This is a genomic window from Massilia terrae (genome assembly GCF_024753145.1).
GTDB lineage: Bacteria > Pseudomonadota > Gammaproteobacteria > Burkholderiales > Burkholderiaceae_D > Telluria > Telluria terrae.
The window spans coordinates 85,025-100,571 of sequence record NZ_JANUGU010000007.1; the positions used below are offsets into that span (position 1 = coordinate 85,025).

The window sequence follows — 15,547 nt, forward strand, 5'->3', positions numbered from 1 at the left end:
CCATGAGTATTTCGATGTACGAAGCCGCGGTGCCGGTGTTCCGGCAAATGCTGGAGAGCCTGTCGGCGGTGCTGGACAAGGCCGAGGCGCACGCCGCCGCCCGCAAGATCGACACCGCCGCCCTGCTGCAGGCGCGCCTGTACCCGGACATGTTCCCGCTGACGCGCCAGGTCCAGATCGCGGCCGACTTTGCCAAAGGCGCGAGCGCGCGCCTGGCCGGCGTGGAAGTGCCGCGCTATGACGACACCGAGCAGACCTTTGGCGAGCTGAAGCAGCGGATCGCGAAAACCCTGGCCTTCATCGACACCCTGCCGCGCGAGGCGATCGAGCACAGCGAGGAACGCGAGATCAACCTGACCGTGGGCGGGAACCCGATGCAGTTCAAGGGGCAGCAATACCTGCTGCGTTATGCGCTGCCTAATTTCTACTTCCACACGACCACGGCGTACGCGATCCTGCGGCACAACGGCGTCGAGATCGGCAAGCGGGACTTCATCGGGAAGTTCTAATTAGTACTAACCCGTACTAATCGCCAATACAATACCGTCGTTCCCGCGTGCGCGGGAACGACGTTCTCTATTTATCTAGCTCTCGCTTGCGCCGCGCTCAGGCATTGCGCTTCGGATACCCTTGCGCCAGGATTCGCTCCCACACGCTTTCCTTCTGCTGCGCGCTCATCGACACCCAGTGCGCGACCTCGACCACCGTCCGGCCGCAGCCGCGGCAGACATCGTCGAAGGTCGTCGAGCAGACCGCGACACAGGGCGTGTCCGGCCGCGGCGGCAGCTTGGGATCAGCGGGCTGGTCCGACATCGAGCTTGTCCCAGCCTTCGTGGCCGAGCTGTTCCATGGTGTCGATATTCTTCTCGAAAATCGCCGCGGCGTCCGGGAAGGCCGCGGTCGCGCGTGCGATGCTGTCCTCGCGCAGCAGGTGCAGCGTCGGGTACGGCGCGCGATTGGTGTAGTTCGAGATGTCGTTCTGGTCGGTATCGGCGAACTGGTAATCCGGGTGGAAACTGGCCACCTGCAACTCCCCCTCCAGCTCCATGTCTTCCAGCGCGGCATCGGCCACGTCCAGGAAGTCATTGAAATCCAGGAAATCCGTCAGCACGCCCGGGTGGATCAGCAGCGTGGTGTCGACCTGTTCCGGGTCGGTGTCCGACAACAGCTGCAGCTCGTTCATCAGCTCTTCCAGCAGCGCTTCCGGCGTGGTCGCGTGCGACACGACATAGCGCACCTGCTCCTTCACGTACACGGCCTTGGCAAACGGACACAGGTTCAGGCCGATGACGGCGCGGTCCAGCCAGCGGCGGGTGGCCTCGACAATGGCGTCGTCGGCGGGCAGCGAATCGGGAGTGCTCATGGTGATGCTTTCAAAAACGTGCAGCGAAACCGCGATTGTACCGACTCTTTGCGTGCGCTCAAAGGTTGACGGGAGGCAGCCTGTACCTTTTGAAACGGCCCGGAAAGGCTTATTTTGGTTGTAATTTTACTTACCCATCCTATACTTCAGCCCAGTTAGCCCGACTAATCTCTTGGGTAAATTGCCTAGTAGAATCAAGCACTTACTTAATGATATCGAACCGCAGAAAATTGTAACGTGGCCGACATATTTCTTGACTGCCCTGCGGCCTGATCCTTACACTCCCAGACTTCGCCGGTCCAAGTTGTTCCTGGACGCAACACTGGATAGCTATGCTGAAAACGACCCGAATTTCCCAGTCAGTGGCCGCTTTGGCGTTCCTGCTCCCGCCCGTGCTGGGCCATGCCGAATCTGCCGCCGCCCCGGCGCCGCAGGCTGCCGTCCCGCTCATGCGCCCGGCGCCGGCCCAGCCCGCCACGACCGGCAAGGCCGACGATTTCAAGGAAGCCGACCTGTGGGGCCGCATCCGCAGCGGCTACGCCATCCCCGACCTCGACAACTCGCTGGTCGGCAAGAACACCCAGTGGTACGTGGCCCGTCCGGACTACCTCGCGCGCACCGCCAGCCGCGCCTCGCTCTACCTGTACCACGTCGTATCCGAGCTGGAGAAGCGCGGCATGCCGACCGAACTGGCCCTGCTGCCCGTCATCGAATCGGCGTTCAACCCGCAAGCCCTGTCCACCGCCAACGCGGCCGGCATCTGGCAATTTGTCCCCGGCACCGGCAAGACCTTCAACCTGCAGCAGAACATGTTCAAGGACGAGCGCCGCGGCGTGCTGGCCTCGACCGACGCCGCCCTCACCTACCTGCAGCAGCTGTACACCATGTTCGGCGACTGGCAGCTCGCGCTGGCGGCCTACAACTGGGGCGAAGGCAACGTTCAGAAAGCAATCAAGCGCAACCAGGCGCTGGGCAAGCCGACCGATTTCGAGAGCCTGTCCGAGCAGATGCCCACCGAGACCCGCAACTACGTGCCCAAGCTGCAGGCGGTCAAGAACATCATCGCCAACCCGGCCCAGTACGGCGTCACCCTGCCGCCGATCGACAACACGCCCTATTTCACCCAGGTCGACAAGACCAGCGACATCGACGTCACCATCGCCGCCCAGCTGGCCGAAATGTCGGTCGACGAGTTCAAGGCGCTCAACCCGCAGTTCAAGAAGCCGGTCATCACCGGCGACGACACCAAGATCCTGCTGCCGAAAGAGAACGCGGAAAAGTTCCACATCAACCTCGCGCAGTGGGGCCGCGCCCTGTCCACCTGGACCACGCACAAGATCACGGGCGCCAAGGAATCGCTGGCCACGCTGGCCTCCAAGTTCCACACCACGCCCGAGGTGATCCGCCAGGCCAACAACATCCCGGCCCAGAGCCGCCTCAAGTCCGGCTCCACCATCCTGGTGCCCAAGGTCTCCACCAGCACCGGCGACATCGCCGAAAATGTGATCGAGACCGCGCAGCTGTCGTTCGAGGCCGACCACCGCAGCCGCGCCCATACCACCCAGCGCTACAAGCCCCGCGCCAGCCGCCACAAACGCTGAGCAGCGCCGCAAAAAAACCGGAACGGACTATGCAGGCAGTGCGAAACTGCGGTATAGTGCGATTTGTGCGCTGCAAAACGTATCGCGAATTCCATCGCGGCGACAGTTCTTCACAGTAGTATCACTAGCAGCTTCGCAAGCCCGAGGTATCCACGGGATACCCTTCCAAAAAGCCCTCCGCCCTGTGTGCCGTCCCTTGGCACCGTCCCGGCGCAAAGCTTTTGTGCCGAAATTTCTTTCCGTTTTAAGTCATTTCGTTGTTGGTTCGCGTCGCTATTTTGCGCCCGTTGCAATGCCGGGTGCCCATATCAAGGAAACGAGAAAAGTACACAATGAGTTTTGAAGCACTAGGCTTACACGCCGCTATCGTCAAAGCAGTTGCCGAAGCCGGCTACGAAAACCCGACCCCGGTCCAGGCGCAGGCAATCCCGGCCGGCATCGCCGGGCGCGACTTGCTGGTCTCGTCGCAGACCGGCTCGGGCAAGACCGCGGCCTTCATGCTGCCGGCCCTGCACCAGCTGGCCAGCGCCGAACAGGCGCCGCTGGGCCGCTCCCCCGCGCAAGAAGCGCAGTCGGCCCGTGCCCGCGGCGAGCGCGTGCGCTTCCGCCCGGCCCAGCCGAAGATGCTGGTGCTGACCCCGACGCGCGAACTGGCGCTGCAAGTCACCACCGCCACCGAACAATATGGCAAGCACATGCGCCGCATCCGCGCCGTGTCGATCCTGGGCGGCATGCCCTACCCTAAACAGATGCAGCTGCTGGCGAAGAATCCGGAAATCCTGGTTGCCACGCCGGGCCGCCTGATCGACCATATGGATTCCGGCAAGATCGACTTCTCCCAGCTCGAGATGCTGGTGCTGGACGAAGCCGACCGCATGCTGGACATGGGCTTCATCGAAGACATCGAGAAGATCGTCGCCGCCACCCCTGCGTCGCGCCAGACCATGCTGTTCTCGGCGACCCTGGACGGCGTGGTCGGCAACATGGCGCGCCGCATCACCAAGGATCCGCTGGTGATCCAGATCGCCAGCGCCACCAACCGTCACGAGAACATCGAGCAGCGCGTGCACTACGCCGACGACCTGTCGCACAAGAACCGCCTGCTGGACCACGTGCTGCGCGACGAAGGGCTGGACCAGGCCGTGGTGTTCACCGCCACCAAGCGCGACGCCGACATGATCGCCGACCGCCTGAACATCGCCGGCTTCTCGGCCGCCGCGCTGCACGGCGACATGCACCAGGGCGCGCGCAACCGCACCCTGAACGGCCTGCGCCGCGGCCAGGTGAAGGTGCTGGTCGCCACCGACGTCGCCGCGCGCGGCATCGACGTGCCGAACATCACCCACGTGGTGAATTACGACCTGCCGAAGTTCCCGGAAGACTACGTGCACCGCATCGGCCGCACCGGCCGCGCCGGCCGCAACGGCTTGGCGATTTCGCTGGTGAACCACGCCGAGAGCATGAACGTGCGCCGTATCGAGCGCTTCACCAAGCAATCGATTCCGGTCGACGTGGTCGCCGGCCTGGAGCCGAAGCGCGCCCCGGCGCCGCGTTCGAACACCCGTCCGGGCTGGAAGCCGGGCGAAGGCCGCTTCAACAAGAAGCCGGGCCAGCGTTCCTTCGGTGACGGCCAGCGCAGCTACGGCAATGGCGAAGGCCAGCGTAGCTACGGCAACAACGAAGGCCAGCGCAGCTATGGCAATCGCGACAGCCAGCGCTCGTTCGGCCAGGGTGGCGAAGGCCAGCGCTCCGGCGAAGGCTACCGCGGCGGCGACCGGCCGCAGCGCGAAGGCGTCAACAACCGCTCCGGCGGCGGCTACAAGGGCAATAATGCCTCGCACCCGCGTTCGACCGACAGCGCGCGCCGCAACTTCCGCGATTTCTGATCGCGGTCTGGCGCAATGAAAAACGGCTGCTTCGGCAGCCTTTTTTTTCACCTTTCACCGCCAGCTTGTGCTTTCAAAAAAATGAACAATAATGCCAGCTAGATCCTTTTGCGGGTCCAACATTCGACAAGCAGACCGACCCGAAGAGGACATGCCGCCCGAGTTCGAAAAGCTGAAGCGAAGAATCGAGGCCCGGCCGGAAAAATACGATATCGAGCGCCTGCAAAAGGAGGCCGACCGGCTGCCCTGAAGCGCTCAGGCGCGAGTTCGGCGATAATCATGCGTTGCGAAACCTGATACACGGATCCAGACCATGAGCACCGAACAAGCGATCAAACTCACCTCCTTCTCGCACGGCGGCGGCTGCGGCTGCAAGATCGCGCCCGGCGTGCTGTCGGAGATCCTGAAAAAGTCGAGCGGCTTCCCGGTGCCGCCGCAACTCATGGTCGGCATCGAGACCGCCGACGATGCCGCCGTCTACAAGCTCAACGACGAGCAGGCGCTGATCGCCACTACCGACTTCTTCATGCCGATCGTCGACGATCCCTTCGATTTCGGCCGCATCGCCGCCACCAATGCCATCTCCGACGTGTACGCGATGGGCGGCACGCCGATCATGGCGCTCGCGCTGGTAGGCATGCCGATCAACAAGCTGCCGCTGGACACCATCGGCCAGATCATCCGCGGCGGCGAGTCCGTGTGCGCCGAGGCCGGCATCCCGATCGCGGGCGGCCACACCATCGACTCGGTCGAGCCGATCTACGGCCTGGTGGTGATGGGCCTGGTGCACCCATCCAAGGTCAAGCGCAATGCCGACGCGCGCGCGGGCGACGTGCTGGTGCTGGGCAAGCCGCTCGGCGTGGGCGTCCTGTCGGCGGCGCTGAAGAAGGACGCGCTGGGCGCGGACGGCTATGCGGCGATGATCGCCAACACCACCAAGCTGAACAAGCCGGGCAAGGCGCTGGCCGACATGGCCGGCGTGCATGCGCTGACCGACGTCACCGGCTTCGGCCTGCTCGGCCACCTGCTGGAGCTGGCGCGCGGCGCCGGGCTGTCGGCGCGGCTGGACATGACGAATATCCCCCTGCTGCCTGGCGTCGAGCAGCTGGCGCATGATGGTTTCTTCACCGGCGCATCGGGCCGCAACTGGGATGCGTACGGGCATGAGGTGGCGCTGGCCACCGCAATCACCCCGGCCCAGCGCGCCCTGCTGACCGATCCGCAGACTTCCGGCGGCCTGCTGGTGTCCTGCGATCCGGGCAGCGTGGACGAGGTGCTGGCGCTGTTCGCGCGCGAAGGCTTTGGCGAGGCGGCCGTGATCGGCCGCATGGAAGACGGCAAGCCCGGCGTGACCGTCAGCGCCTGAGCTGCGACGGTCCGTGACAAGCAAGGCTGCCGCGCGCAGCCTTTTTGTTGTCAGGCGCGGCGCGTGTCGCTGGCGTGGATGGTGCCGGAGCGCAGCCGGCCCGCGGGGAAATCCTCGAAACGCACCACCCCGCCTTCCGGGGCGCAGGCATCCAGGAAAGTCAGTTGCAGCCCTGATTCGCCGACGGCGATGCGCCGGCCCGGGCGCACCAGCCAGAAGCGGCGCAGCGCCAGCAGCACCAGCGCGGAAACCACCAGCACGGCCAGCACCAGCGGCCAGATTCCTGCAAATTCCGGGTTCATCATTCCCTCCGTCAAATCCTCGTGAGACATTGATCTGTCGAAGGCTACTGTGCCAGTTGAGGATGACAGGAATTTGACAAGGCGCAAATCGGATCGGGCTGTGGCGCTGGCGCGACGAACTTTTTAGAATCAGGGACGGGTGGTGAGCGGCTTCGCCTTGCGATCCCCATCCGGCCGCCCGACGCGCTCGTATTCGGCGATCACCTGCGCGCCGAACAGCAGCAGCGTGGCGCCAATTTCCAGGCTGAACATGACCACGATCGCGGTCGTCATCGAGCCATACACGACGTTCACCTGCGACAGCGTCGAGAAATACCAGACCAGCAGGTGCCGCGCGACTTCCCACAGCAGCGCCGCGGTCACGCCGCCCACCAGCGCATGCGATGTCGACAGCCGCCCGACCGGCATCACGAGGTAGATCGAGGTCAGCACGAGAATCTCGCCGCCCAGCCCGAGCAGGTACAGCAGCGCCCCCGAGACGCCATGCAGCGACCACAGGTGGCCGAACAGGCTCACGCTCTCCTGCCCCATCACCTGCAGCGCGCCCGCGACCAGGGTCACCAGAGTCACCCCGATGCCGAGCGCCAGCACGTAGCAGTACGGCAGCACTGCCGACACCAGGAAATGCCGCCGCCGGATCGCGACCCGGTGCACGAAGATCACGCTCATCGCGTTCTCCAGCACGGTGAAGGCGAGCGAGCTGAAGAACACCATGGTCACGGCCAGCACCCAGGTGATCAGGTCGCGGTTGTCGAGGAAATGCGCGACCTCGGCCACGAAGGGCCGCGACTGGCCCGGCACCACCAGTTCGAGGTAGCGGCGCAGCGTCTCCAGCAGTTCGGCCTGCTCGAAGAAGTGCGACAGCACCACCACCGCCAGCATCACGAAGGGCACGATCGACAGCAAGGCGTAGTAAGCGACGGCGCCGGCCAGCAGCAGGCCCTGGTTGGCGCGGAAGCACCTGATCACCCGCAGCGTAAATTCGAGCGGGTGCGACATGATGTAGGCGTTGGCGCGCCGGTTGAGGATGCGGACCCTCCGCCGTCCGATGCCGGTCATCGCGCCAGCCGGATCCCGGTGAATTGCCAGCGCGCGCCGGCCGGGAAGAAGTTGCGGTAGCTGGCGCGGGCGTGGCCGGGCGGCGTGGCGCAGGAGGAGCCGCGCAGCACGTACTGGTTGATCATGAACTTGCCGTTGTATTCGCCGATCGCGCCGGGCGCGGGGGCGAAGCCGGGATAAGGGCTGTAGCTGCTGCTGGTCCATTGCCAGCAATCGCCGAAGAGCTGGCACAGGCCGCCGGATGCGGCCGCGTCCGGATGCAGCGCGCCGGCCGGGACGGGCTGGCCGCGCGCGGCGACTTCCCATTCGGCCTCGGTCGGCAGGCGCGTGCCGCACCAGCGCGCGTAGGCGTCCGCTTCGTACAGCGAGACATGGGTGAGCGGCCGTGCCGGATCGAGCGGGGCCAGGCCATGCAGCGTGAACTCCTGCCAGCCGCCCTTGTCATCGCGCTGCCAATACAGCGGATGGGCCAGCTCGCCAGACATCACCCGGTCCCAGCCGTCGGACAGCCACAGCGCCGGGTCGCGGTAGCCACCCGCCTCGATGAAGCGCAGGAATTCGCCGTTGCTGACCAGCCGGGTGGCCAGCTCGAATGGTTCCAGATGGACCCGATGGCGCGGCAACTCGTTGTCGAAGCAAAAGCCATCGCCCCGATAGCCGATCTCGGCCGCTCCGCCATCGAAGCGCTGCCAGGCCAGGGGCGCGGGCGCGGCGGCGGCAGGCAGCGGCTGGTCGAGATAGGCCGGCGCGCTGCTGTTCTGGGCCAGCAGGTGCTTGACGTCGGTGAGGATCAGTTCCTGGTGCTGCTGCTCGTGCTGCACGCCGAGCGTGACCAGCGACGCCAGCGCCGCATCGCCGGCGCGGGACGCGAGGAGCCGCGCCAGCCGGGCGTCGACGTTGCGCCGCCACACCAGCACGCGTTCCAGCGCGGGACGCGTCAGCAGGCCGCGCTGCGGGCGCGGGTGGCGTGCGCCGATGCCGTTGTAGTAGGAGTTGAACAGGTAGCGGAACGACGGATCGAAGGGCGCGAAGCCCGGCTCGTGCGGTTCCAGCACGAAGGTCTCGAAGAACCAGGTGGTATGCGCGAGATGCCACTTGACCGGGCTGGAGTCCGGCATCGACTGCGCGCAGCAGTCCTCGGCCGACAGGGGCTCGGCCAGCCGCAGCGAGCGCTGGCGGGTGGCGTCCAGGTCGCGCTGCAGCTTCATCAGTGGATCGCCTGTGCGTGGATCACCGCGAACCAGCGCTCCGGATCGGTCCAGATGCGGGTCGCCTCGAAGCCGCCCCGTTCCAGCAGCGCGATGGCGCCGGCCGGCCGGTACTTGTAGCTGTTCTCGGTGTGGATGTCTTCGCCATCGCCGAATGCGCGGCCGCCGCCGGGCCAGTGCACCTGCTGCTCGCCGCACGCCGCCAGGTGCATCTCGACCCGGCCGGCGTCGGCATTGTAGAAGCCCTGGTGGCGCCAGCGGCGGATGTCGAAATCGGCGCCCAGCAGCTGGTTGGCGTGGCGCAGCACGTTGCGGTTGAAGGCGGCGGTGACGCCGAGCGCGTCGTCATAGGCGGCGTCCAGCACCGCCTTGTCCTTTTCCAGGTCGATGCCGATCAGCAGGCCGCCATCGTCGCCGCATTGGGCGCGCACGCGGCGCAAAAATTCCACCGCCTCGCCCGGGGTGAAATTGCCGATCGACGAGCCCGGGTAGAAATATAGGCGGCGTTCCTCGCGCACCTCGGGAGGCAAGGTGAACGGCCGCGAAAAATCGAGCCCGCAGGCGCGCATATCGATCTGGCCGAAACGCTGGCGCAGGCTGTCGATGGCCCCGGTGACAAATTCGGTGGAGATGTCGACCGCCACGTACTGGCGCGGCCGCAGCAGCGGGAACAGGCTGGCCGCCTTGGCGCAGTTGCCGGCGCCGAGGTCGATCAGCGTGGCGCCGGCCCCGACCGCGCGGGCGATGTCGGCGCCGTTGCGTTCGAAGATGGCGGCCTCGGTGCGGGTCGGGTAATACTCGGGCAGCTCGCAGATCGCCTCGAACAGGCGCGAGCCCAGTTCATCGTAGAGGAATTTGGGGCTGATCCAGGCGTGCTCCGCCATCAGCCCAGCCTGCAGTTCGGCAGGTTCGTGGGCACTGGCGCTGGTCTGGCGAGTTTCGGTCGTGCATGACGTCAGCATAAGGTTTATCATTCGTGCCGCCACACCGCACCATGCGAAATGGCTAGGGTTGTGTTGCTGTGCAGGCATCATAGCCGATCCGCTCCTTCACCGCCGCAAACTTGGATGCAAGCGTGCGTCCGACATTGGAAATGCACTGAAAGAATACATGACGATCCACCACCGCCGCAGCGCCGCCTGACCCGACATGCTGGAACTGGTCAAGCTCAGCAAATCCTATGGCGGCCGGCAAGTGCTCGGTGGCCTGTCGTATCGCTTCGAGCCGGGCGAATTCGTCGCCATCATGGGGGAATCGGGCGTCGGCAAGTCGACGCTATTGAATATCATCGCCGGACTGGATGCCCCCGACAGCGGCCAGGTGCTGGTGGACGGCACGCCGATGTCGGCGCTCGACGACGATGCCGCCACCCGCCTGCGCCGCTCGCGCATGGGCTTTATCTTCCAGGCCTTCCACGTGCTGCCGCACCTGACGCTGCTGCAGAACGTGGCGCTGCCGCTGCTGCTGAACGGCGGTTCGCCGGAGCGCGCCAGCGACATGCTCGCTGCCGTCGGCCTGGGCGGGCGCGACCACGATTTCCCGCGCCAGCTGTCCGGCGGCGAGCTGCAGCGGGTCGCGATCGCCCGCGCACTGGTGCACCGCCCAGCCCTGCTGCTGGCGGACGAGCCCACCGGCAACCTCGACCCCGACACCGCCGACGCCATCCTGCGCCTGCTGCGCGAGGAAACCCGCGCCAGCGGCGCCGGCGCCATCATGGTCACCCATTCCCACGCGGCCGCCGCCATGGCGGACCGTATCCTCGTGCTCACCCGCGCCGGCCTCCAGCAAGCCTGAGTTCACGCGGCAGGGCATGCCGAACTGTCATCTACAGTGCGTCGAGTTCGGGGCCACCGTAGTAATATCACCACAACACTAGCAATCACAACAACACTCAGCCGCGCGGCGCTTCCAGAACTGACGATCTGTCCTTAACCAGAGTTTCAGAACAATGGAGAAGTACATGAGCGTAAGGCAAAAGAAACAGGAAATGCTGGAGGCGATGCACCGAGCGCGCGCGATGGAACCGTCGAGCTTCGTGCCCAACAAACTGCTCGACACGCTGATCGAGCGCATGCACCTGAAGAATGATGCCGAGCTGTGCCGGGTACTGGAGGTGCAGCCGCCGATCATCAGCAAGATCCGTCACCGCAAGCTGAACGTCGGCCCGACGATCCTGTTGCGGATGCACGAAAAATCCAATATTCCGATCGGCGAGCTGAAGGAGCTGACGAGCGCGTCGATGAGCATGCACTGAGGCATTCATTTGAACGTCAGCTAAAAAAAGAACGTCGTTCCAGCGGAAGCCGAAACGACGTGCGTAGTGAGGGCGGCGCAGCGCTCGGTTCGGCTACGTCCGCTGGATCGCCACTCAGCGGCTACGCGGACGCCCGGTCTTGAGCTGCGGCAGGCTCTCGAGCACGCTTTGCAGCGTCGCCAGGTCGATCTGGCTGATCAGCGCGACGCCGATGCGTAGCAGTTCGCTCTTCTTGATTTCGAATCCGGCCTTCAGGCAAGCCTGCTTGACCTCGGCGAGCACGGCGTACTCGCGCTCCGGCATCGTGAAACTGTCGCGCACCAGGCGCGGCTTGTCGTCGCCGTCCGCATGCGCTCCGGCGAGACGCCCTGCCTTGCCGCCACGGGCCGGCTTGCCGCCCGCACGCGCCGCAGTTTTGCCGGCGGCCTTGACCGCGGCGCTGACTGCCTTGGCGGCCGGGCCGCCCTTGGCGTCCTTGTTTTTGCCCTGCTTGGCTGCCGTGTCGGATTTGCCCGCAGGCTTGGCGTCCTTCGCGGCCGCCTTGCCAGCCGCCTTCGCAGTCTTGGCGCCGGCCGCTGCGACCGGCTTGGCGCTGGCCTCCCTGGACGGCGCGGATTTGGTGGATGCCGCCTTGGTGGCCGCAGCTTTGCCCACTGCGCCTGTGGCGGCAGATTTGCTCGCTTCGACTTTGGCCGCTGCCGCTTTGCTCGCTGCGCCCGTGGCTGCTGCACCCTTGCTGCTTGCCTTGGCGGCCGGCTTGGCAGCCGCCTTCTTTGCCGCCGGTTTTGCCGCCGGTTTTGCCGCTGCCGCCGGCGTCGCTGCCACTGCCTTTACGTTCGTGCTGTCCGCAGCGCGCTTTGCGCCCGCGGTGCCTGCTGCCTTTGCGCGTTTGGCCGGCGCTTTTGCGAGCGCCTCGTCCGCCGTTGCAACTTTTGCCGTGGATTTCTTGACCGCGGCCTTGGCGGTTGCTGATTTGGCCATGTAGTACTCCATCGTTTAACAATTTAAACAATATATACTATTTGGCCATTCTCCGGAAGGCTCGCGCGCCCTGCGTTCGCGCTGGATCAATGCAAGATCACGCGCCGAGTCCGGCTGCGGCGCGGCGCGCGAGCAGCTGGCGCGCCTCCTCGAATTCATAGCGCGATAAATACGCCTGCAGCCTGGCCATCGACGCCGCGTCGAGCACGGTGGCCAGCTGCGCGCGCACGCTGTCGAAATAATCGGTGGCCTCGCCCGAGAACTCTTCCAGCAGCGCGGCCAGCCGCGCCAGCGCTTCCTGCGCGCTGTCCTGTGCGGCGGACGGCGGCGCCGGCGTGTCGGGCGCGTTGTCGAAATAGCGGTCAAGGTGCCGTACCAGGTCGGCCACCGCCGCGTCCAGCGCGACAACACCGCGCGCCAGCACGCGCTGGTCGGCGCCGGCCAGCGCCATGCCCTCCTCCACCGCCTGCGCCAGCGTCTGCAGTTCGCGCGCGCCGACCGCGCCGGCCACGCCGCGCAGCGTGTGCGCGCGCCGCCCGGCCTCCTCGCGGTCGCCGGCCTCATAAGCGGAGCGGATCGCGCCCCCCGCATCGCGCTGGGTTTCGCGCAGACGCTGCAGCAGCTGCAGGTACAGGGTGCGGTTGCCACCGACCGTGCGCAGTCCGGCGGCCGAATCGAGCCCGCCCAGCCCCGGCAGCGGCGCCGGCGCGGGCGACGGTTGCACCTGGACCGGCGCCAGCGCGCGGCCCAGCCAGCGCGCCAGCGTGGCGTACAGTTTCTCCGGCTCCGCCGGCTTGGTGATGTAGTCCTGCATGCCCTCGGCCAGGCAGCGCTCGCGGATCTCGGCCAGCGCATGCGCCGTCATCGCGATCACCGGCACGCGGTCGAAGCGCGGGTCGCGGCGCAAGGCGGCGGTGGCGGCATGGCCGTCCAGCTGCGGCATCTCCAGGTCCATCAGCACCAGGTCGAAGCCGTCCGGGCCGGCGCGCTCCAGCATGTCGAGCGCCTGCTGGCCGGTGGCCGCGATCGCGACCTCGATGCCTTGCGCGCGCATCAACTCGGCCGCGATCTGCTGGTTGACCAGGTTGTCCTCGACCAGCAACACGCGCGCGGTCTTGCACGCCGCCAGCGGCTGCGCGGATTCCGCGCGCCGCGCCACCGGCGCCGGCAGCGGCGCAATCGCGAACGCCAGTTCGAACGAGAAGATCGAACCCTTGCCGGGACTGCTGTCGACCGCGATCGCGCCGCCCATCAGGCCGACCAGCTGCTGCGAAATCGACAGCCCCAGTCCGGTGCCGCCGTATTCGCGCGTGGTCGATCCGTTGGCCTGGCTGAAGGCGCGGAACAGCTTGGCCTGCTGCTGCGCGCTCATGCCGATGCCCGAATCGCGCACCGCGAAGCGCAGCCGCGCATGCCCGGCCGCGGCGCCCGCCAACAGCGCGCACGACAGCTCGATCTGGCCGCCGGGCGTGAACTTGACGGCGTTGTTGACGAGGTTGATCAGCACCTGGCCCAGGCGCAGCGGATCGCCCACCAGTCCGCGCGGCACCTGGTCCGGCACCTGCACCAGGTAGGCGAGCTGCTTTTCGGCCGCCTTCTGGCTGGTCACGCTGGTCACGTTGGCCAGCACTTCATCGAGCGAGAACGGGATCTCCTCGACATCCAGCTTGCCCGCCTCGATCTTGGAAAAATCGAGGATGTCGTTGATGATCCCCAGCAGCGACAGCGCCGCGCGATGGATCTTGCTGACGTAATCGTGCTGCTTGGGATTGAGGTCGGTGCGCAGTGCCAGGTAGGCCATGCCGAGGATCGCGCTCATCGGGGTGCGGATCTCGTGGCTCATATTGGCCAGGAACTCGCCCTTGGCCACGTTGGCCGCCTCGGCGCGCACGTTGGCCGCCGTCAGTTCGGCGGTGCGGGCGGCGATGCGCTGCTCCAGGTCTTCGTTCAGTTCGCGCAGCTGCTGTTCGATCAGGCTCTTCTCGCGCAGCAGCCCGTTGGTCACCTGCTCGGCGCGGCGCAGGCGGTTTAGCGTATCGCGAAAACTCTGCACCGCCGACGACAGCTGGCCGACCTGGTCGCGCCGGCCGATGCCCGACAGCTCGATGTCGGTGTCGCCGCGCGCCAGCTTCTCGAGCGCGACCTGGATGTCGACGAAGGGCTGGGTCATGCGCCGTCCGACCAGCAGCACCGACAGCGCGATCGCCAGCGTCAGCAGCACGTTGGCGGTGATGGTCTGGACGATCTGGCGGCGCAGGTCCAGCAGCACCGGCTGCGCCGAGAATGCCAGCTCCACCGAGCCGACCGGATAGGTGCGGTTGCCGTCGTTGTAGGTGATGGTGCGCGCGACCCGGATGCCCGGTCCTTCTGCGGTCCCGGACAGCGAAGCGAGCACCGCGCCGGTGGGCGACAGCACGCGCAGGGTCATCACCTCGGGCGTCGCGCCGACCGAATCGACCACCGACGACACCGCCGCGCTGTTGATGTCGAACAGCGGCTGCGCCAGCGCCTGCGACAGCACCTGGGCCTGGCGCTCGACGCGCTCCTGCAGCTGCTCGTGGGCCTCGGCGCGCAGCGTGTGCGTGACGTAGCTGGTATAGACACCGGTGGTCAGCGCCACCGCCAGCACGATGCCGGCACCGAGGCGGAACACCACGTTCTGGCGCCAGCTGTCGAGCAGCGCGCCGACCAGGAAGGAGCTATGCGGGCGCAGGCTCATTTAACGGCGCTCGCTTTGCACCGCGCTGCGTTCGCGCCTGGCGTGGGCCGGGCTGGCGCGGGCGGCGCCGATGGCATCCCAGATCCGTTCCGCCAGCTTCGGATTGGCGGCGGCGAAACCGTGCGACAGCATCAGGTAGTAAGCCTGCTCGACCAGCGGCTCGGGCAGCACTTCGAGCTGCTGTCCCAGCGGGCCGCGCAGCAGGCGCACGGCATCGCCGCCGCCGAATGCCGCCGCCTCCAGCCGCCCGGCCAGCAGCTTCTGCGCCAGCTCGTCGGCCTTCTGGCTGCCCTCGTCCACCGGCAGCTGGCGCGCGCGCAGGAAGGCGGCCACCGAGTAGCCGAGCTGCACGCCGATGCGGCCTTCCACGTGCCTGAATTCGTGGCCGTCCCAGTCGATCGCGCTGCCCTTGCGCCGCACCAGCACGTAGCGATCCATGTGCAGGCGGCGCGCCGGGTCGGCCTTGTCGCCGCCCGGATAGGCGCCCAGCGCGGTCCGCTCCTGGCTGAAGCTGGCGGCGAACGCGCCATCGACCTCGTTGGCGGCCAGCTGCGCCAGGCAGCGCTTCCACGGCATCGCGCGGTACTCGAAACGCACGCCGGTGCGGCGCGCGGCCTCGCCCAGCAACTCGAAATCGAGGCCGTGGCCATCGAGCGTACGCCACGGCAGGACCTCCTGGCGCTCGAAGCACAGGGTGACGGTGGGGTCGGCCAGTGCCGGCACGCCCAGGAGGCAGCCGGCGGCCAGCAGCAGGGAGGCAAGTGGTCGCATGTCGCGGCGCGCAATGAGGATATTTACGGACACCGCG

At 66.6% G+C, this 15,547-nt stretch carries 15 protein-coding genes; 6 read left to right on the plus strand and 9 right to left on the minus strand.

Features of this window, described 5'->3' with window-relative positions; all coding sequences use genetic code 11:
• Nucleotides 1-2: 2 nt before the first annotated feature.
• Nucleotides 3-509, plus strand: a complete 507-nt coding sequence (locus NX778_RS18535) for a DUF1993 domain-containing protein (RefSeq protein ID WP_258813265.1) — start codon at nt 3-5, stop codon at nt 507-509.
• Between the two features lie 97 nt (nt 510-606).
• Here NX778_RS18535 and NX778_RS18540 read toward each other — a convergent pair whose 3' ends face one another.
• Together NX778_RS18540 and NX778_RS18545 are read right to left on the minus strand one after the other, a co-directional pair.
• Nucleotides 607-813, minus strand: coding sequence for a DUF1289 domain-containing protein (locus tag NX778_RS18540; RefSeq protein ID WP_258813266.1), 207 nt, complete (start codon nt 811-813; stop codon nt 607-609).
• Nucleotides 794-1,363: a DUF1415 domain-containing protein gene (locus NX778_RS18545; protein WP_258813267.1), complete on the minus strand. Its 570-nt coding sequence runs from the start codon at nt 1,361-1,363 to the stop codon at nt 794-796. The genes NX778_RS18540 and NX778_RS18545 overlap by 20 nt, the downstream gene beginning before the upstream one ends.
• A gap of 335 nt (nt 1,364-1,698) precedes the next feature.
• Here NX778_RS18545 and NX778_RS18550 point away from each other — a divergent pair, with 335 nt between their 5' ends.
• From NX778_RS18550 to selD, 3 genes are all read left to right on the plus strand, one after another.
• Nucleotides 1,699-2,964: a transglycosylase SLT domain-containing protein gene (locus NX778_RS18550; protein WP_370661351.1), complete on the plus strand. Its 1,266-nt coding sequence runs from the start codon at nt 1,699-1,701 to the stop codon at nt 2,962-2,964.
• 332 nt (nt 2,965-3,296) lie between these two features.
• Entirely contained in the window at nt 3,297-4,850 is a 1,554-nt protein-coding gene (locus NX778_RS18555; protein ID WP_258813268.1) for a DEAD/DEAH box helicase, read from the plus strand.
• A gap of 313 nt (nt 4,851-5,163) precedes the next feature.
• Nucleotides 5,164-6,216: a selenide, water dikinase SelD gene (gene selD / locus NX778_RS18560; RefSeq protein ID WP_258813269.1), complete on the plus strand. Its 1,053-nt coding sequence runs from the start codon at nt 5,164-5,166 to the stop codon at nt 6,214-6,216.
• A 50-nt stretch (nt 6,217-6,266) separates the two neighbouring features.
• On the opposite strand, the gene NX778_RS18565 is transcribed toward selD, so the two are convergent.
• From NX778_RS18565 to egtD, 4 genes are all read right to left on the minus strand, one after another.
• Nucleotides 6,267-6,518, minus strand: coding sequence for a hypothetical protein (locus tag NX778_RS18565; protein WP_258813270.1), 252 nt, complete (start codon nt 6,516-6,518; stop codon nt 6,267-6,269).
• A 129-nt stretch (nt 6,519-6,647) separates the two neighbouring features.
• Complete coding sequence (locus NX778_RS18570; protein WP_258813271.1) at nt 6,648-7,577, minus strand: YihY/virulence factor BrkB family protein; 930 nt, start codon at nt 7,575-7,577, stop codon at nt 6,648-6,650.
• On the minus strand, nt 7,574-8,785 hold the full coding sequence (gene egtB / locus NX778_RS18575; protein WP_258813272.1) for an ergothioneine biosynthesis protein EgtB: 1,212 nt from the start codon (nt 8,783-8,785) through the stop codon (nt 7,574-7,576). Before egtB ends, NX778_RS18570 begins: the two co-directional genes overlap by 4 nt.
• Entirely contained in the window at nt 8,785-9,747 is a 963-nt protein-coding gene (egtD, locus tag NX778_RS18580) for an L-histidine N(alpha)-methyltransferase (RefSeq protein ID WP_258813273.1), read from the minus strand. The genes egtB and egtD overlap by 1 nt, the downstream gene beginning before the upstream one ends.
• A 187-nt stretch (nt 9,748-9,934) precedes the next feature.
• On the opposite strand from egtD, the gene NX778_RS18585 reads away from it, so the two are divergent.
• Nucleotides 9,935-10,579: an ABC transporter ATP-binding protein gene (locus tag NX778_RS18585; protein WP_258813274.1), complete on the plus strand. Its 645-nt coding sequence runs from the start codon at nt 9,935-9,937 to the stop codon at nt 10,577-10,579.
• Between the two features lie 166 nt (nt 10,580-10,745).
• On the plus strand, nt 10,746-11,039 hold the full coding sequence (locus NX778_RS18590; protein ID WP_258813275.1) for a hypothetical protein: 294 nt from the start codon (nt 10,746-10,748) through the stop codon (nt 11,037-11,039).
• Between the two features lie 114 nt (nt 11,040-11,153).
• On the opposite strand, the gene NX778_RS18595 is transcribed toward NX778_RS18590, so the two are convergent.
• The 3 genes from NX778_RS18595 to NX778_RS18605 all read right to left on the minus strand — a co-directional run bounded on the left by NX778_RS18595 (nt 11,154) and on the right by NX778_RS18605 (nt 15,510).
• Nucleotides 11,154-12,032 carry a hypothetical protein gene (locus NX778_RS18595; protein WP_258813276.1) on the minus strand — a complete coding sequence of 293 codons (879 nt, stop codon included), beginning with the start codon at nt 12,030-12,032 and terminating at the stop codon, nt 11,154-11,156.
• An 85-nt stretch (nt 12,033-12,117) separates the two neighbouring features.
• On the minus strand, nt 12,118-14,739 hold the full coding sequence (locus NX778_RS18600) for an ATP-binding protein (protein WP_258813277.1): 2,622 nt from the start codon (nt 14,737-14,739) through the stop codon (nt 12,118-12,120).
• A complete protein-coding gene (locus tag NX778_RS18605; protein ID WP_258813278.1) occupies nt 14,740-15,510 on the minus strand; it encodes a substrate-binding periplasmic protein in 771 nt (256 codons plus the stop codon).
• Nucleotides 15,511-15,547: the final 37 nt, after the last annotated feature.